A 26463-nucleotide genomic window follows, 5' to 3' on the forward strand; every position below is an offset into this window, starting at 1 on the left:
ATACTATTATAAAAGACGTCCCTTCAATCGCTTCTCAACTTTTCGTTTTATCACAGTTAAACGCTTCATGATTTCCATAATTTTTTCATCTTTTTTAACCTTGTAAATTTGATTTAAATCTAAGATTAATGCTTTCGCTTCTCTAGAAATTTTTACACGATCGCTAGTTGAAAGTGACCTCATTTTTCTTTGTTCAAATTCTAATGCTCTGTTTATTAATTCCATATTATTAACTGTTTAAATAATTTTTTAATTCTGTGATTTTTTCTCAAGTATTATATTTTCAATCAGGATAAACGTTTATATAGATGAGATACTCTCTGAGGTAAGTCTATTTTTATGTGATTCAACTTTTACAAGTTTATTAATCATTCCGGAAAAAATGAACCCATGAAAAGGTAGAACAAAGTACCAGTATAATCTGCCCCAAAGTCCGCGAGGTCTAAATGTTGCCGTTTGCTTTAATTTGTTATTTTCTATTTTAAATTCTAACCAAGCCTCACCTGGTAATCGCATTTCAGCATAAAGAAGTAGTTTTTGTTGTGCTTTATTTGCAAAAATAACACGCCAAAAATCTAAAGCATCACCAGCGTTTAATTCTGTTGGACTTGTACGTCCACGTCTTAATCCAATGCCACCAAAGAGTTTATCGATATAGCCTCTAATACGCCATAAAATATTGCCGTAGTACCACCCATTTGTTCCGCCAATACACCATATTTTATCAATGGTTTCGTTTGAGTCAATAACTTCACGTTCTTTATAATCTTTAAAGCAGCCAAATTTTGGAACATTTACATATTTGTGTAAACGGTTTCTTAAGTGACCGCTACTTATCATAGAATCTTTCCAGCTGGAAACAATACTATTTTGTTCAATTTTTTCAAACGCTAATTCAACGGCAGCTTTATAAGTTATAGGTTCTACTTCTAAAAGTGTATTTATTTCACTTGGTTTTCCAATTATTTGAACACCCATACTATCAACTAAGGATGATGCCAATTTGTATGAGGTAGATGTTACAAAATACAACCAATACGATGATAATTTTGGTGTCATTACAGGAACTGTGAAAATGCGCCGTTTTAATTTCCGTACTTCTGCGAATTGCAAGAGCATCTGTTTGTAAGTGATAACTTCTGGACCAAACACATCATAAGCTTTGTTGTAGACAACTTGGTTTCCTGCAGCCCTAGATAAAAAAGCTAAGACATCTCTAACCGCCAAAGGTTGGGTTTTCGTATTTAGCCATTTAGGAGCAATCATAAACGGTAATTTCTCCACCAAATCTCTTATTATTTCAAATGAAGAACTACCCGAACCAACGATAATTCCTGCTTTGAAAATGGTTAAAGCATAGGATTCTGAAGCTAAACATTGTTCAACATTTTTTCTAGATTCTAAATGCTTTGAAAGTTCAACTTCATTTGTAATGCCACTTAAATAGATAACCTGTTCAGTATTTGTAGTTTCAATGTAGTTTTTAAAATTTATAGCGCAACGTTCTTCAAGAGATTCAAAATCTTTCGAAGAGTTAGACATAGAATGAATTAAATAATAAGCAACATCAATTTTTTTTGGAATATTTTGAAGAGTCTCTGGTTTTAAAAAGTCAGCTTCAATCACATAGACATTTTCATCTTCGAAATAGCTCTTTTCTGCTCTTAATCTATCACGTACAACACATATAACTGTATGTCCTTCATTTAATAAAAAAGGGATAAGACGTTTGCCTATGTAGCCTGTTGCACCAGTTACAAGAATATTCATATCTGTTGTATTAATTCCTTTGGTCTTTGGTAACCAAAGCGTGTTTTGTTTTCTGGTATAGTGTAACCATCTAATCCATTTATGGCTGCAACTTCCGCTTTAGATAGGTTAATAAATCCATCATTTTCAACAAGATTATCTTTAATATACAGCCCTTTTACCTTACCGATAACTAGGATGGTGTTATTCGCTTTAATTTCATATTCTTCAACAAATTCCATTTCTATTTGAACAGGAACACCTTTTACAAATGGTGCCAAAAATTCCGGTTTGAATTCCGGTTCTAAATTGGTAACATCAAACTCTGAAATATCTCTATCATATTTTGCAGAAGTATGATGCGCTTCGATAATAATATTTTTGTGAATATGATTGATGGTGTAAAACCCTGTTGCTTTTATATTTTCGTACGTATTCCTTAACACGGTTGTTGGTCTTACAAAAAAACCAAGCATGGCAGGACTTGAACCAACATGAGTTACTGAGCTGAATACAGATACATTTTCAATGCCACTTTCTGAAATAGAACCTATTAAATTAGCGGACTTATAGCCTGAACAACTATTTATCAAATTGATTTTATAAACGTGATCTAAGTCTTGTATGTCTGCTTCACTAAAGTATTTCATATTAAGATAACTTTAGATAATTATTAATTTGGATGTCTTTGGCTTTTAAGTCGAACATTAAATTATACAAACCAAAGAATGTTCTATTGATGTAAATGAAATGTTTAGACCCTCGGTTACCATTCATTTTTTTTAAGTCAGTGCTTTTTGAATAACGCTCACCTAATTCTGCAATTTTCCCAAAGAATTCAGCATCTGAGAAATCGAAAGTGTCTTGATGAAACGGCTGTGTGAAAAGGCTTAGCATTTCATGAAACATCTCAGTAAAAAAGGCTATTTCTTGGCTAGAATCATCCTCTCGAAGAATTTCAAGTTCATAAAGTTTTGAAACAAAGTATTCTTTATTGTTTATATTCTCTGGTTTTGCAAGCTCAAAATAAGGAGTGTAAAATTCGTCAGGGATCGATTTCATACACCCGAAATCAAGTGCAATTAATTCTCCTTTTTCAGAAATAAGGAAGTTACCAGGGTGTGGATCTGCATGTACCTTTTTTAAGTTATGAATCTGGTACATGCAAAAATCCCATAGTGCCTGCCCTAACTTATGTGCTTTCTCTTGGTCTCTATTATACGCCGTAAATTCCGAAAGGTGTTCACCATGCATATAATCCATAGTAATGATACGTTCAGAAGAAAAGTCTTCATAATATTTCGGAAACTTTAAATTTGAAATATGAGCGCAAGCATTGGCAATTTCTTTACTATGTTCAACTTCCAAAATATAATTCGTTTCCTCAGATAATTTGTTTTCTACTTCTTTAAAATACTTATCTGAATCTTTTCCTTTAATGTTGAACATGCTCATAGCCACAGGTTTTACCATAGCTAAATCTGATGCAATACTTTCCGCAACTCCTGGATATTGGATTTTCACAGCAAGTTTTTTCCCATTCTTAGTTGCCATGTGCACCTGACCGATGCTGGCAGCATTCACAGAAGTTGCGTTGAAAGTATCAAATAGTTCATTTGGATGTTTTCCAAAATATTTTTTAAATGTTTTTATAACTAGAGGGGGTGATAGTGGCGGTACAGAAAATTGGGCTAAAGAGAATTTCTCTACATAAGCCTGCGGCATTATGCTCTTTTCCATACTAAGCATTTGAGCTACCTTAAGTGCACTACCTTTTAATTGTTTCAACCCGTCATAAATATCTGAGGCATTATTCTGATTCAGCCGTTTTTTTGCTTCCTCCTCCGTATTTACAATTTTATCACCGTAATATTTTAAATAATTCACACCAACTTTAGCCCCAGTTGATACTAATTTACTGGCTCTTTGAATTTTTGATGTCGGTATGTTATCTATAGTTTTCATTTGTTTCCTTTTAATTCATTTGAAATTTTTCTTTGAATAAGAATTTACCTAGGTCCAAAACACTTTTCAATGGAGCTATATCCAAAACATCAAAAGTGGTGTTAACAGATTTTTCAATAAATATGTCTGTTTTTTCAAATGAAGTTGAAGTATCATCCAACCAAAACTTCATGGTCATTAGTAGCTGTAACCAAGCGGATTCTTTTAGGGCATTATCCTGAATTTTTTCAAACTGTTCTTGTTTAATATCCAACATTTGAATTCCTAATTCACTAACATAATGTGTGAAATGTTGCTTTAGTCCAGATAACATTTTCAAACCTTTGAGATTTTTACTGTATTTATCTAAAACATGCTTTACGTAACTTCTGTTTGCTGTTAGGTTTTCAAAAAATGTGTAATAAAAACTTAAGAGTTTGTTTCTTGCATCAAAAATTTCGTAGTCTTCACTTTTTTGAAGTGCATTAATTGAATTTGTATAGAATGCTTCAAAGATTCCTTTTTCTATAGCTTCAAAAGAAGCGAAATGTGCATAGAAATTTACTTCTTCAAAATTGTTCATTTTTGAAAAGGCAAATACTGTTTTTGGATTAGCATCATGCTCTAAAACATAATCCATATAGCACGTGATTATATCGTTTTTGGAAATTGCTTTTTTCTTTGCCATACTGTTTGAATTTATGGTAAAGATATAAAATGTTTAACAAATATTAAAATAAGTTAAACAAAATAACATATAGAACTATAAGAATTTCTTATTGAAATTTAGCAACACTGGTCATCCTTAACCAATTTACAACTAGAAACAGCGGCAATAGCACCCAAAATAGGTGCAGAAATATAAAGCCATAAGTATTGGAAATTTCCTGTAAAAATAGCAGGAGCTATAGAACGAATAGGGTTCATAGATGCTTTTGTCATGGGGCCAGCAAACATAGCTTCAAGCAGAATAACACCTCCTACAGCAATTCCTGCCATGATTCCTATTTCTTTACTGCCTGTGGAAACATTAATAATTACAATCATTAAAAAGAATGTGAGTAGAAATTCTAAAATAGCTGCTTTGTATGGGGGGAAACCATCTGCTGGCGTTGTTTCTCCTAAAAATTGACTTTCGGGAAACAGAAACCAAAGTAGAAAAGCTGCGAAAATGGCTCCAATTGCTTGTGCCGTAATATATTTTGGGACTTTGTTCCAAGCAAATTTTTTGGAAAAGGCAAAGCCTATTGTTACTGCTGGATTAAAATGTGCTCCAGATATTTCGCCAAAAGCATAAATCATGGCCATTACTATAAGCCCCCAAGTTGCAGCAACTCCAACATGAGAAACGTTTCCGCCAGTTATTTCGTTAATGGTCATGGCACCACAACCACAAAAAACCATAGCGAAAGTGCCTATTGTCTCTGCCAAATATTGTTTCATGTCTTTTGTTTTGTGCAAATATACAATGTCTTATTTTAAGCTTTTGTTAACAATAATAGGAAAGAGATTTGTTAAATTTATTGAATTGAAAACCTAATCATTAAAAAATATACAAAATGAAAAAATTACTACTAAGTTTATTAGCATTGCTCCTTTTTTTCTCTCTGAATGCACAAGTTAAAACGCCAGCACCTAGTCCTTTTGCTAAATTGGAACAAAAAGTTGGATTAACAGATGTAACTATCGAATATTCTAGACCTGGAGTTAAAGGTAGAAGTGTTTTTGGTAATTTAGTTCCTTATGGTAAAATATGGAGAACTGGTGCTAATGCTAGAACAAAAATTACATTTAGTACAGACGCTACAATAGATGGACAGACTTTAAAAGCAGGGTCCTATTCTATATTTACTATTCCTAATGCGGAATCATGGGATGTTGTTTTTTACAATGACGGAAAAGAATTTGGTACACCCAAGGAGTTAGATGATGCACATGTAGCAGCTAAAACAACTGCTAAGTCGTATCCAATTCCGTTTAATGTAGAAACTTTTGCAATGGATATAAATAACATTACTAATAGTGGAGGACGTCTTGAATTTATTTGGGAGAAGACCTATGTTGCAGTTCCTTTTACTGTACCAACAGATGATGCTGTATTGGCTAGTATTAATAATGTAATGAGTGGTCCTGGAGTTAATGACTATTTCTCTTCTGCTGTATATTATTTACAAGAAGGGAAAGATATTGATAAAGCAAAAGAATGGATTGACAAAGCAGTTGAAATGACTAAGGACAAACCGCGTTTTTGGGTATTAAGACAACAGTCGGTAATTCATGCCAAAGCGGGTAGTAAAGATACTGCTATCGCTGCTGCAAAAGCGTCACTTATGCATGCTGAAAAGGCTGGAAACGACGATTATGTAAAGATGAATAAAGATTCTCTTAAAGAGTGGGGAGCAATGTAATTTGTTGAAATTATAATTTTTAAAGCGTAATTCGAGAGAGTTGCGCTTTTTTATTTGTATTTTAAATTGATATGTTTTCTAACATCATCGAGGGTCTCGATAAGTTGCTTGCTAAACTCAAAAGACATCACATTACTTTCCGTTTTTCCTTGACGAAGTAAGTTATTAAAATGAATTATCTCGTAATTATATCCTCTAGTTTGGTAATTGAAATCTAATGTTTTGCTTTTACCATCGGCTATAACAGTAACTGTTGTTGGTCCATGAAATCCGCTATTTATTTTTATGGTACCTTTTTCACAATTAAAAATGGCCTCACTAGGAGTATCTTCTAATAGTGTGCTTTTTAAATAAGCTTTCACGCTGCTATCATATTCAAAAATTATATCGCATGAAGAGTCTGCTCCATTCTCAAAATATGTAGCAGTTGCTTCAATATTTTGCGGCTTTCCCAAAGCAGATAAAGCAGCAAATATTGGATAGATACCAATATCTAGCAAACTGCCGCCACCTAATGATTTATTAAATAATCTAGATGAATTATCAAATGCTCTGAAAAATCCAAAATCGGCTTCAAGCTTTAAGAGTTTTCCGTAAGTCTTGTTAACTAATTCTTTTAAAACGTATTGATAATGTGGTAAGAAGTATGTCCATAATGCTTCCATTAAAAGAACATTTTTTTGTTTAGCAACTGAAATCATTGTTAATACTTCTTCTGCATTCATAGCAAAAGGTTTTTCGCATAATACTGCAATACCATTTTCTATACAGAGTAAGGAGTTTTCTTTATGAAAAGCATGTGGAGTTGCTATATAAACAGCATCAATATTTGGGTCTTTTGTTAAGGCTTCATAACTAGTATACCATTTTTTGGCATTATATTTTGACGCAAAAGTATTGGCTTTTTCTTCTGAACGTGATGCTACTGCATACAATTTAGCATCATCAACTTTTAATAAGTCTTGGGTAAATTTATGAGCGATGTTCCCTAAACCTATAATGCCCCAGTTAATTATTTGCTTTGAGGTTTGTTTGGTCATGATTTTTATAAAATAGCTGGATAATAGCAGCAATTAAGATAACTAAAATACAACCAAATAAATTAAGCCATAGGTAAGGCATCCAATCGTACCACCAACCAATTAAAACTATGACTTGTGTAATTATTGCTGCTGAAAAAACAGCGTTACCTTTAATAAATTTGAAGAAAAATGCTAACAGAAAAATACCTAAAACATTACCATAAAAAATGGATCCAATAATATTAACTAGTTGTATTAAATTTTCTGCAAGATTAGCAAAACAAGCAATAATTATAGCAACAATTCCCCATATAAGTGTGAATATTTTTGTGGCTTTAACCATATGTTGTTCATCTTTTTCTTCTCTTAAATTTCTTCCGTATAAATCTATTGATGTAATGGTAGCTAATGCATTTATCTCTGAAGCAGTTGAGGACATAGCAGCAGAAAGTATTACAGCAAGGAGTAAACCTATAAGACCTTTGGGTAGATATTTGAGAATAAATGTAATAAACATATAATCCCTATCATTAGTTTGTGTGTCTTTAGAAGCTTCTATATACCAGTCTTTTATTTCAGCTTCTTTCTCTTTAAAGGCATCACTCTTATTATTTTTAAAAGCTAGTAGTTCAGAATTTAATCTATCATATTTACTTGCATAGGCGGTATCAATAGCTCTTTTAATTAAATATTTAGACTCTAATCGATGTGTTTTTTCGATGCTATCTAATACAAATATGTCTTCCCTTAAGTTATCATTTTCGCTTTTAGATAGTTGAATACTTAAAGCTTTCTTTTTATTAAAAAGAACATTTTGTTTTTCTTGAAGGTCTTTATATTGTTGTGAATATTCCGAAGCTAAAACTTTTTCAGTAGAAGAATCTATAAAATTTAAAGGTGCTGGATTAAATTGATAAAAGACAAATACCATGATGCCTACAAGTAAAATAAAGAACTGCATAGGTACTTTTAATAAACCATTAAAGATTAATCCCATTTGCATTTGCTTCATAGACTTGCCAGAAAGATAGCGCTGTACTTGACTTTGGTCGGTACCAAAATAGGCAAGAGCAAGAAAGGTGCCGCCAATTAATCCAGACCAAACGGTATATCTATTTTCTAAATCGAAAGAAAAATCTAAAACATCCATTCTTCCACTAGCCCCAGCTATGTCGAGAGCCTTAGTAAATGAAACATCTTCTGGAATTAAGTTTAAAATAATAAATAATGCAGCTATCATTCCAGCAAAAATGACAAACATTTGCTGTTTTTGAGTTACTGTTACAGCTTTAGTTCCACCCGAAACCGTATAAATGATAACTAAAATTCCTATAACAATATTTAGATAAGTAATATTCCAACCTAAAACTACAGATAAAATTATTGCAGGGGCAAAAATAGTAATACCTGCCGCTAAGCCACGTTGTATTAAAAATAAGATAGCCGTGAGGCTTCTGGTTTTTAAGTCGAAACGGTTTTCTAAAAACTCATAAGCAGTATATACTTTTAAACGATGATATAGTGGTATAAAAACTAAGCAAATTATTACCATCGCAATTGGGAGTCCGAAGTAAAATTGAACAAAACCCATTCCGTCTGAAAATGCTTGACCCGTAGTAGATAAGAAAGTAATGGCACTGGCTTGAGTAGCCATAACCGATAAGCCAATGGTCCACCAACGTGTTGTGTTTCCGCCTTTTACGTAATCTTGAACGCTTTTACTGCCTCTGGTTTTCCAAGTACCATAGCCAACTATAGTAAGTAATGTAGTAAGTAAAACAACCCAATCAATCCAATTTAGTGTTTGCATAATTTTAAAACCATTTCATTATAAAATAAAACACTAATATGTAAATAGCATTGGCTATTAAAACTATGGAGTATAGTTTGAGCCAAGGTTGTTTAGGTTGTTTGTCTTTGGTCATAAATTAATCGTTTAGTTTGGCTTCCGATTTTAATTCTTCTTTTCCAATAGAAAGCATATTTGCAAAAAGCCTATATGCTCCCGAAACACCAGCTGGAAATTCTCGAAAAAAGCTTAATCCTGTATAAATGTAGTATCCCTTTCCATATTGAGCGACAAGCAGGCTACCATCTTTGGCAGATTCTCCTTTATCGTTCATGGAAAGGATAGGAGTGTAGGCATCATCCCATTCATTTGGGAAATATAAACCGCGTTCTTGTGTCCAACCTTTAAAATCTTTTTGAGTGATTTTATTGGGAAAATTTAAAACAGGGTGTCCTGGATTTAGAAAACGAACTTCAGCATTTTCATCAGTAACTCGATCTCTTGATAGTTTTAGTTTGTAAGGAGTCAAGTCGTTAACTTTTATCCCATAACTTGTATTGTATTGTACAATCATATTACCACCTTTGGCAACAAAGTCAAATAGTATTTTTTGTTTAAACTTTAAATCTTCAACAGTATTATAAGCTCTAATTCCAAGAACAACAGCATCAAATCTTCTTAATGTTTCGGCATTAATTTCATTTGGTTTTAAAACACGAACATTATAGCCTATTTGTTCGAGGCTTTCTGGAACAACATCACCAGCACCTTGGATATAGGCTATGTTTTCACCTTTCTTTTTAATATCTAAGCGTACAATTTTACTTTTGTTAGGTAATAGAACTGTTTGAAGCGGTATATGTTCGTAGTTAATTTCAATAAGTTCCTTTGAGTAATTGTTATCGTTAATATTAACAATAGGACTAATAAACCCTTCACTTTGATTTTTAGGAGGAATAATAGTAAATATTAATGTTTGCTCTTCTCCTTTATTAGCAATATTTATTTTTTGTTGCGCAGGATATACGCTCCAATCGTTCGGGTGACTAACTTTTACAGAACCTTCTATATTATCGCGTCCAGCTTTTACAATCACCTCGATATCATGCTGATTATCACTATCTAAAATGATAACTTTTTCGGTGATTTTTACAGAAACTTCTGGTATAATTTCAAAAGGACGATATAATTCACCTTTATCTGGTTTAGAATAACGCTGTATTATAGGTTTAGTTATTGTTATTGGTACATTGTTAACTAGTAAATTAAAGTCGATAGTATAGGTTCTTGGAGTTTCAGGTAAGCCAATTAAATTTTTATTATCTACTTTATACATTCCTAAGGAACCTTTATTTGTTAACCAATATGGTGTGGTTGGTTTAGCAGAACTAGGAATTTTTATAACTTCTTTAAATGGGTATTTAATGTTATTTTTTAAAACTATTTTCTTTGAAATGTTTAAATCTTCATTATTACTTAAACTCACAAGCGTGATAGCTAATTCACTTCTATTAAGCGCTTCAATATTTAGGTTTACAGTTTCGTTAGGAGTTGCCCAATTAGTTTCGGCTGAAGCTTCCAAATAAAGACCAGCACACATTTCGATGATAGATTTTAGTTCTTTTGTTTTTTGCGTTTTCCAATGTTTATTATCAATTTTTTGAAGCAATTTGAATGCTTCAAGGAGTTGAGGGATGTGCTTTGAAGGGTTTTTAAAATTGAAATTAGTTTCAATCGTACTTAAAATATTACCAACAGCTTTTCCACCTTTAACACGATTCCAAGACGTATCAATACCTTCAAAAACGTCTTTGTTATTAACCAAAGGTTCTCCTTTTAAAAATTCAATATATTCTTGTTGAGATCCGCGTTGTGCCATACGTCCAAAGCCTTGACATAGATGCTGACTGCTTGCTAAAGAAGCTAATTCATTGTTAGATAAGCCTTTTTGTGGGTAATACGTGCCAATATCGAAACTAAGCATATTACTTTTATCAACTTTATCGAATTCCTCTCTGCTGCCATAACGCCACCAACTTGTATTATAAAACAAACGTTTTGGTTGCCATAGGCTTGTATATTTTAGTTGATATGTGTAAGCGGACTTATCATTAGCGAGATCAAAAGCTTCTAAACTTAACATAGCAGATGTGGTATGATGCCCATGTGAACGGCCTGGTGTTCTATGATCGAATCTGTTAATAATAACATCGGGCTTAAATCTTCTAACAGCTAATACGACATCGCTAAGTACTTGGTCTTTGTTCCAGATTTCTAATGTCTCATCTGGGTGTTTTGAGTAACCAAAATCGTTAGCTCTTGTAAACATTTGTTCGCCACCATCAACGCTTCTCGCGGCTAACAATTCTTGTGTTCTAATAACACCTAAAAGTTCTCTAATTTCTGGCCCAATTAGGTTTTGCCCACCATCACCTCGTGTAAGAGACAAGTAGGCTGTTCTAGCTTTTACATGGTTAGACATGTATGAAATTAGCCGTGTATTTTCATCATCTGGATGTGCAGCGACGTATAAAACTGAACCTAGGAAATTAAGTTTTTGAATGGATTCGTAAATTTCTGATGAAGAAGGTGTTTTTGGTTTTTGGGCTTGAATAGTAAGCGTAAAAACGAATATAAATAAGTAAAGAAGCTGTCTTTGCATACGGTTTTTAGTTAGCTAAAAACCAAATATAGGAAAGTTATGAGAGGGTTGGTTAGCTTTTAATGTTTCTTTAACTTTAAATGAAATAATCTAATTGTCATGCCCAATAGCGTCTTTTTTAACTAGAGTTACAGCCTTCTGAAGCATTAAATTGTTAGGGTAAGTCACTAAATCACCATTATCTAAACGAAGGTGTAATTGAAAAGCTCGAATGTCTTCAATAATAGCCTCAATAGGAAAATCTTTATCATGGATATTAATTTTGTCACCAACTTTATAAGGAAAGTTAAAAAACATTATGATGCCAGAAGTAACATTACTTAATATAGACCAAATAGCAAAAAGCGCAATGCCTAAAATAGCAAAAATAGAAGAGAATAAAACTGCTAAGTCTTTAAATTGAGCTCCAAAAACAAATGCTTCAATAATCATGGCAATTAAAAAAAGAGTCACGGTTACATAACGACGCATAAGTCGTATTCTAGCATCATTTATGCCGTTTTTTTTAGCTATTTTAGTAATGGTAAAATGCGAGATAAACCTAATTATTAACAATGAAATAATTACAATTCCAGATATAATAAATTCGTTTTGATAGTTGCTTAAAAACATAACTTTTAGATTAAGGTTTCATGCAAAGATACACTCAAAATGAAAATAAAATTAGTTTAATTTAAGCGTTTCCCTAAGAATTTCATCTGTGTTACTATTCTTTTGCCAATAAGCAGATTTTATGGTTTTAATTTTGGTTGCTCTTGTTGTTAAAATTTGAGAATTTGGTCCAAACCCACTTTTAAAAGTCTCTTCCCAACTCAAAACATCGTAAGGGAAATTACTGTTAAAAACAATGGCTAAAGTTCTATTTAATTCTGGGTAGTTTAAAGTATAAGTATTCTTATTTATTGTTGCAGATGCTTTATATGTTTTTATAGGTACGTGTTGCAGTCTAGCAAACTCGAATGATGGAATTATATCTAAATTGCCAATAGGTAAAGACTTTGGATTAATGCGTAGTTGTGTCCATAATTCATTTTCTAAAATCGATTTTTCTAGCTTTAAATTTTTATCAGCTTCCCCCTCAAAATACGAATGAGATATCACTTCAAATTTATCTCTATTGTTTAGCTGTGCATAAACATGACCACACCATTCTTGCATAGAGCTGGATATTTTTACAGCATGTTTGTTGTTTGAAACAGGGTAGAAGGTGCTCTGCATAATAGAATAGGGATATACACCAGTATTAAACTTTTTTGTAGCATTTAGTTTTAGCACGGGAATATTATTACTATTTCTGCTATCTGTTTTTACTTGTATATTTGGTAAAAAATCTTCAGTCACGTAAATTAATACAGCTGTTCCTTCCCTTATTTCTCCATAACGTGCTTGTTCTAATTTATAAGAAGATATTTCGGCTTCTCCAGCATACCAATAATCTTTAAAATCTTTTGGAAGCTCCTTTTTATTAAAAACCTTTTCATCTTCAACTGTGTTAGACGAATTAATTGCCAAATCTTTAGGTTGTTTTTCATCTTTACAGGATACGAGTAACATTAAAATCCCAATGATTGCCCATAAGATTAGTTTGGCTTTAATAATTTTATTCATTGCTAGAGTTTTAGCTATAAAGTTACAAAGCTAAGAGGGTTCTGCAATGGTGTTTAACGTTTTGTAAACAAGATGTATTGGTAATCCCATAACATTAAAATAAGAGCCTTGTATTTTGGTAACACCAATTTGCCCTATCCATTCTTGAATACCATATGCTCCAGCTTTATCGAAAGGTTTAAAGGTGTTTATGTAGTGCCAAATTTCTTCATCAGATAAATGCTTAAAAGTTACTTTTGTTATGTTATGAAGAGTTTTTTCAAAGTTAAGTGTAGTAAAACAAACAGAAGTAATAACCTCATGAGTAGCATTGCTTAAAGATTTTAAAATACTAAAAGCTTCATTTTTATCTCTTGGTTTACCCAATGCTTTATTATTATGCCAAACAATAGTGTCGCTTGTTATTAGAATGTCTTTTGGTTTTAATTCTTCTTTAAAGGGTAATGCCTTTAATTGCGCTAGATAATTACTTATTTCAAAATGGGTTAATCTGTTTGGATATTCTTCTTTTACTGGTTTTAGTCTCACTTCAAAATCTAAATCCAAATTTTTGAAAAACGCTTGCCTTCTAGGAGATCCTGAAGCTAAAATTATATGATAATTTTTTAGTTTTTTATTGAGCATTAATTTAGAATTACAAACTTGTATAAAAGTAACGAAAGCATCCCAAAAAGCATGATTAATTTATAAACGCTACTTATATGATGAAATTCGCTTTTTGTTTTAGCTGTAAATAGTTTAATAGAATTATAAATTAATGGACCTACAATTAAAAGCAGAAAGTAACTAACAGCTATAGGTTGTTTGTATAGGCTTGAATTAATATAATATATGATACCGAGTAATGGTATAAAGTTTAAAATAATTAAAAAATTTTTGGAGCGTTCTCTGCCAATAGCTATTGGTAAGGTATTCATGCCTGCTTTGTAATCGCCATCTATGTCTTCAATATCTTTTGCTATTTCTCTAAGTAAATTAATGATGAAAGCAAACAGAGCATAATCAAATATTACTTTGAAAAACGTTAATTGCGTTTGTTTATTTAAAGATGTTATTGATGGAAGTAATTCAAATATGCCAACAAAAATAAGACTTAACGCTACAAGAATAGAAATAATAATATTACCTACTAAAAGTGTGCGTTTTAAATAAGTGGCATAAATATAAAGCAATACAGAAACTATTACAAATAGTGAAAAGAAAGCACTTTTTTCAACTAAGTGTGATAGGTAAAACCCTAAACCAACCCCAGTAACATTAAAAATAATAAACAAATTATAAGCGTTTTTTTCTGAAATATTTTTACCAACAATTAGCTTATTCGGTTTGTTTATAGCATCTGTTTCGGTATCGCTTATATCGTTTATAATATTACCAGCAGCAGCAATACAAATGGTAGCTAGTATTAAGATTGAAATTCCGACACCATTCAAACTAGTATTGACGCCAAACGGTTCTAATAAAGCATATTTAATAAGTAGTTGCACTAAAGCAATCATTAATAAATTTTTCCAGCGGATGAGGTTTAAAAGTTTCATTAATCTTGCACATGAAAAATGAATGGGAAACTATATTTTGAATTCACATTTTTACCATTATTCTTAGCTGGTATAAATCTAGGAAGCAGATTAATTGTATGACTTATTTCGTCACTTAATTCAGGATTTTTTGATTCTATTTTTATGTTGACAACATTTCCTTCTTTATCAATTATAAAATGAATTTTATTTTTAAGTCTACCAGTTAAACCTATGTTAGAGGCAATCTCAGGATTAAACTTTCTAGAGAAAAACCACGTAATTGTTTGTGATACACATCTCTTTAAAAGGGCTTTGTCTTTTAAGTGAGAACAATTATAGGTTTTTGCGGGGATATTTATATCATCGGAAATGATATCATTTTCATCAATACTTACGTATGTAAACGGTTTATTATATAATAAAGTTTTAACTGATTGTATTGAATTCTTATTAATCTTTAGTTTACAAGAGTTTTCATTTTTTTTTAGCTTAAGTCGAGCTCCAATAAAATTGAAAAGTAAAAAATTATTTTCCTGATTTGCTTGGATATATAAGATATTTGATGACTTCTTTTTATTTCCTATACTTATGATATTGTTTTCAGTATTGTAGTATAAAACCTTATTAAATATATCATGGTTAAATGGTAAAGGTGTTGTTTTTTCAGTTTTTATTTCAACCAATCCATTTTTACTGAAAGCAAAATTTATGGTTTGAAAAAATGAAGATATTGAATTAATTTTGTCTCTATCAACAGCCTCAAATATTTTTGAATCTACATCAACTTCATTAACTTCCCAAAGCCCTGTTAATGTTTTATTAGTTATGTTTTGAGAAAACATTTGATTAAATGAAACAATGAGTAATATAATTTGTAGTTTTTTCATTATGCCTTTTTCTTAATCATATTTAGCCCCAAAATTTCCACTCCACTTACCTTGAACTTTTAATACTTGCTCAATAACGTCGCGCACCGCACCTTTACCACCTTTTTTATGAGATACGTATTTTGAAATATTTTTAATTTCTGGAACAGCATCCTGTGGGCAACATGGTAAACCAATACCTTTCATGACGGGGTAATCTGGAATATCATCACCCATGTATAATGCGTTTTCAGATTTTATGTCTTTTTTGCTGAAATAATCATCTAGTTGCTCAATTTTATTATGAGCACCAAGATAAATATCTGTAATCCCTAAACCTTTTAAACGAACACGAACACCTTCATTCGATCCGCCTGAAATAATACACACGTTATAACCCATATCAACCGCGGTTTTGAGTGCGTAGCCATCTTTTATGTTCATGGTTCTTAACATGTCTCCAGTAGCAGTAATATGAACTGTTCCATCTGTTAGTACACCATCAACATCAAAAATAAATGTTGTGATATGGTTTAGGTATTCTTTATAACTTTTTTCTTCCATGGGTTTGCTGTATTGAACTTGTTAAGAGCTTATAAATGTCTTTATGATGATTGCTTTCTAAAGTTTTTAAGTGCTTTTTAATGGTTTTTATATCATTGCGCTTTGCTGGCCCTGTTTGTGCCATGTAAGGTGATATATCTTGTATTTTCTTAGCAGTCTCTAAGATAAGTGGTTTTAATAAATCGAATTCTGCTCCTTGGCTTTCTGTTATTTCATGGCCAACTCTATACAGTTGGTTCGTAAAATTATTCACAAAAACAGCAGCTAAATGCAAAACGCGTCTTTGATCGCTATTTACTTTTTTTAAAGGACTTCCAATACTCAAAGCAAGCTCCTTTAGAATGTGATAATCAGATTTATTGATAGTTTCAATACAAATAGGGACATTAGCAAAATTCATTTTAGCACCTTTGCTAAAGGTTTGCAAAGGATAAAAAACACCTCGTTTGTGTTTCTTATCAAGGTCGTAAACATTCACGCTTCCAGAAGTATGCACCACTAATTTATCTTTTAATGACAATTGCTTAGATAAAGAAGCAATAGCATCATCGCTAACTGCCAAAATATAGACATCGGCATCTTTTAGCATTGATAAATCATCTGTAGTAGTAACCTCGTTTTTATATTGCTTTATAGAATCAATACTTCTGTTAAACCATTGAATTACAGAAATATTATCAGATTCTTTAAAAGCCTTAAATAAGTGTGTCGCAACATTGCCTGCGCCAAGAATGACAACTGAAACCATACTGCTAAAATAGGTAATAAAACCATATTTAAAAACCTATTGTCTTATCTTTGTTATTATGGACAAAAAGGATATTAATACAAGAGAGGATGTCTTTTTACTGGTGTCATCTTTTTATAAAAAAGTAAGACTTGATAGTGTTTTAGGTCCTTTCTTCAACGATGTGATTAAGGATTGGGATGCGCATTTAGATAGACTAACCACATTTTGGGAAACGAGCTTATTTATGACGCGAAAACTGGAGCATAAGTATTATGGAGACCCTCTTAAAGCTCACGTAAAAGTTGATAAAGAGAATAATAATAGTATTACCGAGTTACATTTTGGTTTATGGCTGAACCTATGGTTTGAAACCATTGAAGAACTCTTTAAAGGAGATAACGCCGAAAATGCTAAAAGACGCGCCAGAAAAATGGGAACCTTTTTGCATTTAAAAATATTTGAAGCGAGAATAAAAAAGTAGGCAGTAATCAGTTTGCAGTCGCAGTCGCAGTCTCCCGTCATCGGTCTTCAGTCTTCAGTCTTCGGTCTTCGGTCTTCAAACTTTTCCAACACTTTAACACCTCAAAACAAACATAAATCCCTAAATTTGCACGACCTTAAAATTGGGTTGTAATTATGAAAAAAAGACTTGCCAATATTTTCTTTTCTACCAGACTTACTGCTTTCTTATTTATTGTCTTTGCAGCTGCCATGGCTACAGGAACAATTCTTGATGCTGGACAAGAAACATCGCCAACTCCATATACTAGAAACTTAATTTATAATGCGTGGTGGTTTGAAGCAATCATGGTATTCTTCATTATTAATTTCACAGGAAATGTTTTTAGATTCAGACTTTATAAGAAAGAAAAGTGGGCGACATTCATATTACACCTAGCATTTATTTTTATTCTCTTAGGAGCTTTTATAACACGTTATGCGAGTTTTGAGGGGATGATGGCTATTCGAGAGGGTGCTACAGAGAACGCATTTCTATCTCAAAAAACATATGTAACCGCTCAAATTGTTGGTGATTACGAAATTGATGGGCAATTACAACAACGCTATTTAGAAACTGAAGTCGATTTCTCAGCACGTTTGGATAACGATTTTAAAGTTACAACAGACTACAATAAGCAACCAATTTCTATTGAATTGGAAAAGTTTATTAAAGGTGCTGAAGAAGATATTGTTCCAAATGATACTGGTGAAGAATACCTTAAAATTGTTGAAGCAGGAGGTAGTGGACCACATAATCACTTTTTAAAAGTTGGACAAGTGCAAAGTATTCATAACATTCTTTTTGCATTAAACAAACCAACCGAAGGTGCTATAAATATTACCTATACAGAGAATTCACTTTTAATTAAATCTCCATTTGAAGGTGAGTTTCTTACTATGGCAACCATGACTCAAGGAAAACTTGTAAAAGATAGCTTGCAACCTTTAGCATTGCGTTCGCGTTATATTATTGGCAATATGCAGATGGTATTTCCAAAACCTGTAGTTAAGGGTGTTTTTGATGTGGTTCAAAAATCACAAATACTTAAGAATGATGAAGATGGTGTGGTGTTAAAAGTGACTGCAAATGATGAAACTAAGCATGTTGGATTACTTGGAGGCAAAGGCATGAATAACCCATTAAAACAAGTTGAAATAGGCGGTTTAGATTTTGCTTTAAGATATGGTTCAAAAGTATTAGAATTACCATTTTCAATAAAGCTTAACGACTTTGAAGCAGAACGTTACCCGGGTACAGAAAGAGGCTATTCGGCGTATTCTAGTGAGGTTACCGTTATTGACAATGAGGAGGGCGATTTCGATTATAAGATATTTATGAATAACATTTTGGATCATCGCGGGTATCGATTTTTTCAATCTGGTTTCGATCCCGATGAGAAAGGAACCATTCTTTCTGTAAATCATGACTACTGGGGAACGCTTATTACCTACATTGGGTACTTTATGTTATATTTTGGTTTGATGGTTATTTTGTTTTCAAAGCATTCGCGTTTTGGCGATTTAAAAAAGCAATTGGAAAAGGTTAAAAAGAAGAAAGCAAAATTGTTTGCTATAATGCTATTATGTTTTGGATTACAAGCTGTGGCACAAGAGCATTCTGTAAACGATGGGCACGACCATTCAAAACCGAGTAAGGCTCAAATAGATTCTATATTAAAAGCGAATATTACTCCTAAGGAGCATGCTAACAAATTTGGACATTTAGTTATTCAAGATTTAAGCGGACGTATGATGCCGGTGAACACCTATGCTTCAGAGATGTTGCGAAAGTTAAGTAAGTATGATACTTACAACGATTTTGATGCAAATCAAGTATTCTTATCCATTCAAGAAAGTCCAATGCTATGGTATAATGTACCAATCATTTATTTGAAGCTTAAAAAAGGGGATTCCATTAGAAAACTTATTGGTGTTAGCAAGGACGAAAAGTATGTAAGACTAGCCGATTTCTTTTCAGACATGGGAGAATATAAATTAGCGCCTTTTTTAGATGAAGCTTACAAAGCACAAGTGCCTAATGGATTTCAGAAAGAGTTTAAAGAAACCGATCAGCGTGTAAATTTACTTTACAATACTATTGAAGGGATGTCATTAAAGATTTTCCCAATCCCAGATGATGAAAATAATAAATGGATTTCTAATTACGATTATAGAAGTGGTAACTACAAAATTCAAGATTCACTTTATCAAAATTTTATAAAGAATGGATTTAGAGCTTATCTATTTACGCTTAATCAAGCAAAACAATCTGGTGACTATAAAGAAACTGAAAAACTTTTAGCAGCATTCAAAAAAACGCAGCATCGTTATGGTGGCGAAGTCATGCTTAGCGATGATAAAGTAAAAACTGAAGTGCTTTACAACAAATATGACATTTTTAAAAAGCTATTTAGTTGGTACTTATACGCTGGAAGCTTATTGTTCATTCTGCTCATTATTCAGATATTTAATGACTTAAATAAAGTTATAAACACCTCAGTTACGGTTTTTAAATTTGTGATTCTAGGGTTGTTTTTATTACATACAGCTGGATTAATTGTACGCTGGTACATTTCTGGTCATGCACCTTGGAGTGATGCTTACGAGTCTATGATTTATGTGGCATGGGCTACAATGTTTTTTGGATTAGCATTCGGCAGAAAAAGTGATTTAACCATAGCTTCAACTGCTTTTGTTACAGCAATGATTTTAATGATTGCTCATTGGAATTGGATGGATCCAGCCATTGCAAACCTACAACCCGTTTTAAATAGCTATTGGCTAATGATACATGTAGCAGTTATTGTGGCAAGTTATGGACCATTTACTTTAGGAATGATTCTAGGAGTTGTGAGTTTACTACTCATGATTTTTACGAATAAGAAGAACAAAAAGAAAATGGCTTTAAACATCAAGGAGCTTACCATAATTAATGAAATGGCTTTAACGGTTGGCTTGGTTATGTTAACCATTGGAAACTTTTTAGGAGGTATGTGGGCTAACGAGAGTTGGGGACGCTATTGGGGTTGGGATCCCAAAGAAACTTGGGCACTTATTAGTATTATGATATACGCTTTTGTAATTCATATGCGTTTGGTTCCTGGTTTGCGTAGCCGCTGGTTTTATAACTTGATGTCTATCGTAGCCTTTGCAAGTATTCTTATGACGTATTTTGGTGTAAATTTCTATTTAGCTGGCTTACATAGTTACGCAAGTGGCGATCAAATAGTAAGCGTAAAATTTATAAGCATAGCCTGTGCTATAGTTACGGTTTTAGGATTCTTTGCATACAGAGGATATGCTAAACATTACCAAAAGTAAGGTTTTAAACATTTTAATATTCTTTTTATTTATAAACTTCATTTGTGTTAATTTTGGTTTTCATTAAACAATTTAGGACACATGAAAATATTCAAAGAATTTAAGGAGTTCGCCGTAAAAGGTAATATGATGGATATGGCCATCGGTATTATAATAGGAGCTGCTTTTAATAAGGTAATCGATGTTTTGGTTAAGATGGTGTTTCTACCGCCATTATCTTTATTAACCGATGGTGTAAATTTTCAAGATAAACGTATTATTTTAAGAGAAGCCCTTGCTGATACTTCTGGAGCTGTAATAACAGACGAAGTGGCAATTGGTTATGGTTCGCTTGTAGAAGCTTTTTTAGATTTCATTATAATTGGCTTTACGGTATTTATTGTGGTTAAATTTATGAACCGACTACGCAATAAAGCCCAAGACACCAAAGACGAAACTGTTGCTACACCAAAAGATATTGAATTACTAACAAAGCTCAACGAATTAATGGAAGAGCAAAATGCTTTGTTGAAATCTAAGTGATTATGGCTAAAAAAGGAAGTGAGAAAAACACTAAAAGCAAAGCTAAACATGCTAGGTTAGTAACGCAAAAGAAAAATAAAAAGAAAGCTGAAGAGGCATTAAGAAAAGAACGTTTGAAAAATATTGTCAAAAAAATGAAAGAAAATTCGAGTAGTTGAATAAAAGTTTTAAATTTATAGCTTTCAAATTTTAACAAACCAAATTTAAAATCATGCGCAAACTAACCATCGCTTTATTACTGTTTTTTTCTTTTCATATAAATGCTCAAGAAGCAGATTCATTATCTATTAACTTAGAACAATATCAAAGTGTCTTAGATAGTATCAATAATTCATTTACTTATGAATATGGAAGTATTAATTTAGATGATGGATTAGCCGTTTTAAATGTCCCTCAAGGTTTTAAGTTTTTAAATGGAGAACAAAGCAGTTATGTTTTGACAGAGTTATGGGGTAATCCTCCTGGTGAAACCATTGGATTGCTTTTTCCAGAAGACATGTCGCCAATGCATGATGCATTTACCTATTGTGTCGAAATTGAATATTCAGAAGAGGGTTATATAGATGATGAAGATGCCGAAGATTTAAATTACGACGATTTACTAGAAGAAATGCAAGAAGATATCATAGCTTCTAATCCGCAACGCATCGAGCAAGGGTATGGATCTATGGAACTTATTGGTTGGGCATCTCAGCCTTATTACGATAAAGAAAGTAAAAAACTGCATTGGGCTAAAGAATTAAAATTTGAAGGCACAGATATTAATACCTTAAATTATAATATTAGAGTATTAGGTAGAAAAGGCTATCTTAATTTAAATGCTATTGGAGATATTGATATGCTCGATACTTTTAATGCTGATAGAGACAATATTTTACACAGTGTAGAATTTACAGCGGGTAATAGATATTCCGATTTTAATCCAGACATCGATGAGGTGGCAGCTTATGGTATTGGTGGATTGATAGCTGGAAAAATATTAGCCAAAGCAGGTTTCTTTGCTTTAATTTTAAAATTCTGGAAGTTTATTGCTATTGGAGCAGTTGCTCTTTTTAGCGCATTTAGAAAGAAAATATTTGGAGGAGGGAAAGAAGAAGTATAGAAATTTTAAAGATTGTAAGTTATAGTAATTGTGATAGATTTGTCCAAATTGTATAAAGAAGGATAATTTAACATAGCTAAAATAGTTGCTCTAGCTTGTTAAAAGCAATTTCTTTAAAATCTTTAATTACCATATTGGCTTTTGAATAGTCTTGATTTTTAGAATGAAAACTATCAAAACCTACACAGAAAATACCTGCTGCTTTTGCGGCTTCAACACCGTTTGTTGAATCTTCAATAACTATACATTCGTCTTTAGAAAAACCAGAAGCTTCTGCTGCCTTTATAAAAATTTCTGGATGAGGTTTTGATTGTTTTAAGTCGCCACCACTAAGTTTAGCTATAAAATATTGGTTTAAATCAAAACGGTCAAAAATTTGATTGATACTCGTCATAGCAGCGGAAGAAGCCAGTACCAAAGTGAGTCCATTACTATGATAATCTTTTATTAAATCTAAAACCCCTTCAATAAGTCCTAAATCAGAATTGCTATAAAAAAAGTGTTTGTAGTATTTACGCTTTAAAGCGACTAATGTTTCTGGAGATTCATCAAGATTAAAATGATCGCATAAACGCTTGCAAATATTAATGGTGGATTGTCCTGTGAAAGATTCGTAAAGTTCAGTTGAAACCTCAATACCAACTTCATCAAACATATCGTGGTAGGCTTTATTATGCATAGGTTCACTATCTATAATAACACCATCCATATCAAAAATAACTGCTTTTAACATTTCTAAAATTTTTTGGCGAAGATAAAATAATAGGCATTCTTAGCCTAAGGACATTTTGTGGTTTTAAATAAAATTGTCATATTTGTTCCTTATGATTGTTTAATTGAAAATGAGTTCATCAATGCAGAGCATTGAGGATTCCGTTGAAATTGTCATTTCCGTGCAAACGGGAATCAAAAAATATAAGCTTTTATAATTTTTATTTCAACATCGTTCTCGCGTCGAGGTTCTCTCGAGCAAAACAAAAGCTAAGTGCTATGTGCATTTGGCAATGTTCTATATTTAATTATTTCAAAAATGCAATCAAATAAAATTTCTTTTAAACAATTTCTTCAATATTTTAAAATAGCTGTAAGAGGTAAAGCGCAAGATTTTACTTCTGGTAGTATTCGTAGGGCTGTTTTTATGCTCTCAATACCTATGATTCTAGAAATGCTCATGGAATCCATATTCGCTTTGGTAGATATCATGTACGTCTCTCAAGTAAGTGTTAATGCTGTCGCTACAATTGGCTTAACTGAATCTGTTATTACTCTGGTGTATGCAGTAGCCATAGGATTAAGTATGGCAGCTACAGCTGTGGTAGCAAGAAGGGTGGGAGAAAAGGATTTAAAAGGCGCTTCTAATGCCGCAGTACAAGTTATCTTTTTAGGTGTTTTTGTAGCTGCTATTATAAGTGTTATAGGGATTATATATCCAAAAGAAATACTGGGTTTAATGGGAGGCGAACCCGAATTAATAGCTGAAGGTTATGGTTATACGCAAGTCCTATTAGGAGGAAATGTAACCATTATGCTTTTATTTTTAATTAATGCTATTTTTCGTGGAGCAGGGGATGCCTCTATAGCGATGTGGACGCTCGTGTTGTCAAACGGACTTAACATAATACTTGACCCAATGTTTATTTTTGGTTTCGGACCTATTCCTGCTTATGGTGTTGAAGGAGCAGCTATAGCTACAACTATAGGTAGAGGGACAGCAGTACTATTCCAGTTGGCCATTTTATTTTTCGGTTTTAGTAAAATAAAAATAGCTGTTAAAGATTTAGTATTACAAATAGGAGTGATGTTGAATTTGATAAAGGTATCGCTTGGAGGCATTGGTCAGTTTTTAATAGGAACATCATCTTGGGTGTTTTTAATGCGTATTATGAGTGAGTTTGGTAGCGAAGTATTAGCAGGTTATACCATTGCTATTCGTGTTATGATGTTTACGCTAATGCCAGCATGGGGAATGAGTAATGCTGCTGCTACTTTGGTAGGGCAAAACTTAGGAGCTCAAAAACCCGAACGCGCAGAACAGTCGGTTTGGAAAACAGGAAAATATAGTGCTATTTTTATGGGAATGGTTTCCATAATTTATTTGGTTTTTGCGCCTCAAATTATAGTGCTATTTAATGCTACACCAGATGTTGTGAAATACGGTAGTTTATGTTTGCGTATTATTGCAGCTGGTTACATTTTTTACGGTTATGGTATGGTGGTAATCAATGCTTTTAATGGAGCAGGAGACACCAAAACACCAACATATATTAACTTTGTTTGCTTTTGGTTGCTACAACTACCATTTGCGTACCTTATGGCTATAACACTTGATTTTGGACCTTCGGGTGTATTTTGGGCAATTACTTTAGCTGAAGTGTTAATTGCTATTGTGGCTATTATTTGGTTTAAAAAAGGCCACTGGAAAAAAGTAGAAGTTTAATATTTAAAAACGATAAATAACCATCAAGACAAGTACAAATTTCCATCCGAAGAACAAGCATAAATCTGGATATGATTTTGAAGCTTTGTGTAGTGTGTTTCCAGATGTAATGCCTTTTGTTTTTGAAAATAAATATCAAACAAAAACGATAGATTTTGCTAACCCAAAAGCTGTTAAAGCACTAAACACAGCTTTGTTGTTTAAAGATTATAATATAACGTTTTGGGAGTTTCCAGATACTAATTTATGCCCGCCTATTCCAGGGCGGGTGGATTATATTCATCATGTTGCTGATTTATTAAAATCATCAAAAATCACAAACGATATACATGTTTTAGACATTGGTACGGGAGCAAGTTGTATCTATCCCATTTTAGGAAACGCAGAATATAATTGGCGTTTCGTAGCAACTGATATTGATAAAAACTCATTGAAATTTGCTCAGAAAATCATCGATAAAAATAATTTGAATGATGCAATTATTTTACGCCATCAAAAAGAGGTGTCACAAGTTTTTAAAGGTGTTTTAAATACAGAGGATGCTTTTTCGGTATCTATTTGTAATCCACCTTTTTATAAATCTGAAGCCGAAGCATTAGATGCAACTTCAAGTAAACTAAAGGGTTTGAAGAAGGGTGATAAATCAGTTATTAGAAACTTCTCTGGAACTCAAAATGAACTTTGGTATAAAGGTGGAGAAAAAGCATTTATTCATAACTATCTTTACGAAAGTTCATTGTATAAAAACCAATGCATTTGGTTTACAACCTTAGTTTCGAAAAAGGATTTGGTAAAAGGCATATACATGTCTTTAAAGAAATTAGGAGCTACAGATATTAAAACTATTACTATGGGGCAAGGGAATAAAATATCAAGAATTGTAGCTTGGTCTTATAAATGAATAAGTATCGAAAACTACATTTTGCGTAGCTTTCGATACCATTTTCAATTGAATGTCACTCCAAATATTTTATGTTTTCTTTCTTAAATCCATTTTATAAAACAGTCCTAATTGTAACCTGTGCAAGCTTAACTTTTTAATAGCTCTATTGAGGTAACCAACTTGAATATTTACAGATTTTGAGGCATTAATACCCAAAGCGGTATAAAAGCGATTCTCTGAAAAAGCATCTACTTTTTTGGTTTGAAGAGTTGTAAGATATTCATTGTGAATACGGATGAAGAAGGTTTTATCAAGCGCTATCTTGGTACCTAGTCTATAACGTAGTCTATTATGTGTAACGTTTGGTCCAGATTTGTTAAGAAAACGGTGTTCCACTCTAAACCTATGGTCTATAGGAAGTTTAAATAGTTTATGTTTATAACCAACCTGTTCAGATAAACGATTTTCAAAAGTATGTGCCCCATTTGTTTCGAAGCCACTATCAATATCTGCATATCCGTAAGCTAATGTAGTCGTCAATTTTGGTGTTACATAATAGTTTATTGAGAGGTTGTATAAAATAAAGTTGAAGTTATCCACAAATTCATAGTCCCAAGCTTGAATTAAAGTACTAATACTTGTTTTGTCAGAAATTTTATGATTTCCAAAAAAAGTAAACCAAGAGCCTAATTTTTCCTCAACAGGTGATTGAGCAAAAGTGCTGTTAAAACTTAAAATAAGTAATAAAAGGGCGATATTACGTTTCATATCAAATGAAGTTAAGTAAATGAAATATAAAAGGAGCTCCATTCGAGCTCCTTTTATGGTCAAATAA

General features: G+C 32.4%; 26 protein-coding genes. 8 read left to right on the forward strand and 18 right to left on the reverse strand.

What is annotated here, in order from left to right:
* Positions 1 to 6: 6 nt before the first annotated feature.
* The 6 genes from Q0739_RS10955 to Q0739_RS10980 form a co-directional block, all read right to left on the reverse strand.
* Positions 7 to 225: a hypothetical protein gene (locus tag Q0739_RS10955; protein WP_298238775.1), complete on the reverse strand. Its 219-nt coding sequence runs from the start codon at positions 223 to 225 to the stop codon at positions 7 to 9.
* Positions 226 to 300: 75 nt separating this feature from the next.
* On the reverse strand, positions 301 to 1770 hold the full coding sequence (locus Q0739_RS10960) for an SDR family oxidoreductase (RefSeq protein WP_298238776.1): 1470 nt from the start codon (positions 1768 to 1770) through the stop codon (positions 301 to 303).
* Positions 1767 to 2399: a flavin reductase gene (locus tag Q0739_RS10965; RefSeq protein WP_298238777.1), complete on the reverse strand. Its 633-nt coding sequence runs from the start codon at positions 2397 to 2399 to the stop codon at positions 1767 to 1769. Before Q0739_RS10965 ends, Q0739_RS10960 begins: the two co-directional genes overlap by 4 nt.
* A gap of 1 nt (position 2400) precedes the next feature.
* Positions 2401 to 3714: an AarF/UbiB family protein gene (locus Q0739_RS10970; RefSeq protein WP_298238778.1), complete on the reverse strand. Its 1314-nt coding sequence runs from the start codon at positions 3712 to 3714 to the stop codon at positions 2401 to 2403.
* 10 nt (positions 3715 to 3724) lie between these two features.
* Entirely contained in the window at positions 3725 to 4381 is a 657-nt protein-coding gene (locus Q0739_RS10975; protein WP_298238779.1) for a TetR family transcriptional regulator C-terminal domain-containing protein, read from the reverse strand.
* Between the two features lie 98 nt (positions 4382 to 4479).
* On the reverse strand, positions 4480 to 5154 hold the full coding sequence (locus tag Q0739_RS10980) for an aquaporin (RefSeq protein WP_298238780.1): 675 nt from the start codon (positions 5152 to 5154) through the stop codon (positions 4480 to 4482).
* A 98-nt stretch (positions 5155 to 5252) separates the two neighbouring features.
* Between Q0739_RS10980 and Q0739_RS10985 the strand changes: the two genes are divergently transcribed.
* Entirely contained in the window at positions 5253 to 6101 is an 849-nt protein-coding gene (locus Q0739_RS10985) for a DUF2911 domain-containing protein (protein WP_298238781.1), read from the forward strand.
* A 50-nt stretch (positions 6102 to 6151) separates the two neighbouring features.
* On the opposite strand, the gene Q0739_RS10990 is transcribed toward Q0739_RS10985, so the two are convergent.
* The 10 genes from Q0739_RS10990 to Q0739_RS11035 form a co-directional block, all read right to left on the reverse strand.
* Positions 6152 to 7141, reverse strand: coding sequence for a Gfo/Idh/MocA family oxidoreductase (locus tag Q0739_RS10990; RefSeq protein ID WP_298238782.1), 990 nt, complete (start codon positions 7139 to 7141; stop codon positions 6152 to 6154).
* Positions 7110 to 8933, reverse strand: coding sequence for a sodium:solute symporter (locus tag Q0739_RS10995; RefSeq protein WP_298238783.1), 1824 nt, complete (start codon positions 8931 to 8933; stop codon positions 7110 to 7112). Before Q0739_RS10995 ends, Q0739_RS10990 begins: the two co-directional genes overlap by 32 nt.
* A 118-nt stretch (positions 8934 to 9051) precedes the next feature.
* Positions 9052 to 11574: a PIG-L family deacetylase gene (locus Q0739_RS11000; protein ID WP_298238784.1), complete on the reverse strand. Its 2523-nt coding sequence runs from the start codon at positions 11572 to 11574 to the stop codon at positions 9052 to 9054.
* A 90-nt stretch (positions 11575 to 11664) separates the two neighbouring features.
* Positions 11665 to 12186, reverse strand: coding sequence for a mechanosensitive ion channel domain-containing protein (locus Q0739_RS11005; RefSeq protein ID WP_298238785.1), 522 nt, complete (start codon positions 12184 to 12186; stop codon positions 11665 to 11667).
* 51 nt (positions 12187 to 12237) lie between these two features.
* Positions 12238 to 13182: a septum formation inhibitor Maf gene (locus Q0739_RS11010; protein ID WP_298238786.1), complete on the reverse strand. Its 945-nt coding sequence runs from the start codon at positions 13180 to 13182 to the stop codon at positions 12238 to 12240.
* A 30-nt stretch (positions 13183 to 13212) separates the two neighbouring features.
* Positions 13213 to 13806 (reverse strand): Maf-like protein, encoded by a 594-nt coding sequence (locus Q0739_RS11015; RefSeq protein ID WP_298238787.1) that lies wholly within the window; start codon positions 13804 to 13806, stop codon positions 13213 to 13215.
* On the reverse strand, positions 13806 to 14720 hold the full coding sequence (locus Q0739_RS11020; protein WP_298238788.1) for a geranylgeranylglycerol-phosphate geranylgeranyltransferase: 915 nt from the start codon (positions 14718 to 14720) through the stop codon (positions 13806 to 13808). The genes Q0739_RS11015 and Q0739_RS11020 overlap by 1 nt, the downstream gene beginning before the upstream one ends.
* The gene (locus Q0739_RS11025) at positions 14720 to 15589 is read right to left on the reverse strand and encodes an energy transducer TonB (RefSeq protein WP_298238789.1); all 870 of its coding nucleotides are present in this window, start codon (positions 15587 to 15589) and stop codon (positions 14720 to 14722) included. Before Q0739_RS11025 ends, Q0739_RS11020 begins: the two co-directional genes overlap by 1 nt.
* A 12-nt stretch (positions 15590 to 15601) precedes the next feature.
* A complete protein-coding gene (locus tag Q0739_RS11030; RefSeq protein ID WP_298238790.1) occupies positions 15602 to 16132 on the reverse strand; it encodes an HAD family hydrolase in 531 nt (176 codons plus the stop codon).
* Positions 16113 to 16880 carry a Rossmann-like and DUF2520 domain-containing protein gene (locus tag Q0739_RS11035; RefSeq protein ID WP_298238791.1) on the reverse strand — a complete coding sequence of 256 codons (768 nt, stop codon included), beginning with the start codon at positions 16878 to 16880 and terminating at the stop codon, positions 16113 to 16115. Before Q0739_RS11035 ends, Q0739_RS11030 begins: the two co-directional genes overlap by 20 nt.
* A gap of 58 nt (positions 16881 to 16938) precedes the next feature.
* On the opposite strand from Q0739_RS11035, the gene Q0739_RS11040 reads away from it, so the two are divergent.
* The 5 genes from Q0739_RS11040 to Q0739_RS11060 all read left to right on the forward strand — a co-directional run bounded on the left by Q0739_RS11040 (position 16939) and on the right by Q0739_RS11060 (position 22308).
* Entirely contained in the window at positions 16939 to 17343 is a 405-nt protein-coding gene (locus Q0739_RS11040; RefSeq protein WP_298238792.1) for a group III truncated hemoglobin, read from the forward strand.
* Between the two features lie 155 nt (positions 17344 to 17498).
* Positions 17499 to 20684 (forward strand): cytochrome c biogenesis protein CcsA, encoded by a 3186-nt coding sequence (ccsA, locus tag Q0739_RS11045; protein WP_298238793.1) that lies wholly within the window; start codon positions 17499 to 17501, stop codon positions 20682 to 20684.
* An 81-nt stretch (positions 20685 to 20765) separates the two neighbouring features.
* Positions 20766 to 21206, forward strand: a complete 441-nt coding sequence (gene mscL, locus Q0739_RS11050) for a large conductance mechanosensitive channel protein MscL (protein ID WP_298238794.1) — start codon at positions 20766 to 20768, stop codon at positions 21204 to 21206.
* A 2-nt stretch (positions 21207 to 21208) separates the two neighbouring features.
* Complete coding sequence (locus Q0739_RS11055; RefSeq protein WP_298238795.1) at positions 21209 to 21364, forward strand: hypothetical protein; 156 nt, start codon at positions 21209 to 21211, stop codon at positions 21362 to 21364.
* 53 nt (positions 21365 to 21417) lie between these two features.
* Positions 21418 to 22308 carry a DUF2167 domain-containing protein gene (locus Q0739_RS11060; protein WP_298238796.1) on the forward strand — a complete coding sequence of 297 codons (891 nt, stop codon included), beginning with the start codon at positions 21418 to 21420 and terminating at the stop codon, positions 22306 to 22308.
* Positions 22309 to 22384: 76 nt separating this feature from the next.
* Here the strand turns inward: Q0739_RS11060 and Q0739_RS11065 are convergent, their stop codons facing one another.
* Entirely contained in the window at positions 22385 to 23041 is a 657-nt protein-coding gene (locus Q0739_RS11065) for an HAD family phosphatase (RefSeq protein ID WP_298238797.1), read from the reverse strand.
* A 297-nt stretch (positions 23042 to 23338) separates the two neighbouring features.
* Here Q0739_RS11065 and Q0739_RS11070 point away from each other — a divergent pair, with 297 nt between their 5' ends.
* On the forward strand, positions 23339 to 24745 hold the full coding sequence (locus tag Q0739_RS11070; RefSeq protein ID WP_298238798.1) for an MATE family efflux transporter: 1407 nt from the start codon (positions 23339 to 23341) through the stop codon (positions 24743 to 24745).
* 22 nt (positions 24746 to 24767) lie between these two features.
* The gene (rlmF, locus tag Q0739_RS11075; protein WP_298238918.1) at positions 24768 to 25646 is read left to right on the forward strand and encodes a 23S rRNA (adenine(1618)-N(6))-methyltransferase RlmF; all 879 of its coding nucleotides are present in this window, start codon (positions 24768 to 24770) and stop codon (positions 25644 to 25646) included.
* A gap of 69 nt (positions 25647 to 25715) precedes the next feature.
* On the opposite strand, the gene Q0739_RS11080 is transcribed toward rlmF, so the two are convergent.
* Positions 25716 to 26396: a DUF2490 domain-containing protein gene (locus Q0739_RS11080; protein ID WP_298238799.1), complete on the reverse strand. Its 681-nt coding sequence runs from the start codon at positions 26394 to 26396 to the stop codon at positions 25716 to 25718.
* Positions 26397 to 26463: the final 67 nt, after the last annotated feature.

Origin of the sequence: uncultured Algibacter sp. (genome assembly GCF_947487605.1) — a bacterium.
Taxonomy (GTDB): Bacteria; Bacteroidota; Bacteroidia; order Flavobacteriales; family Flavobacteriaceae; genus Algibacter_D.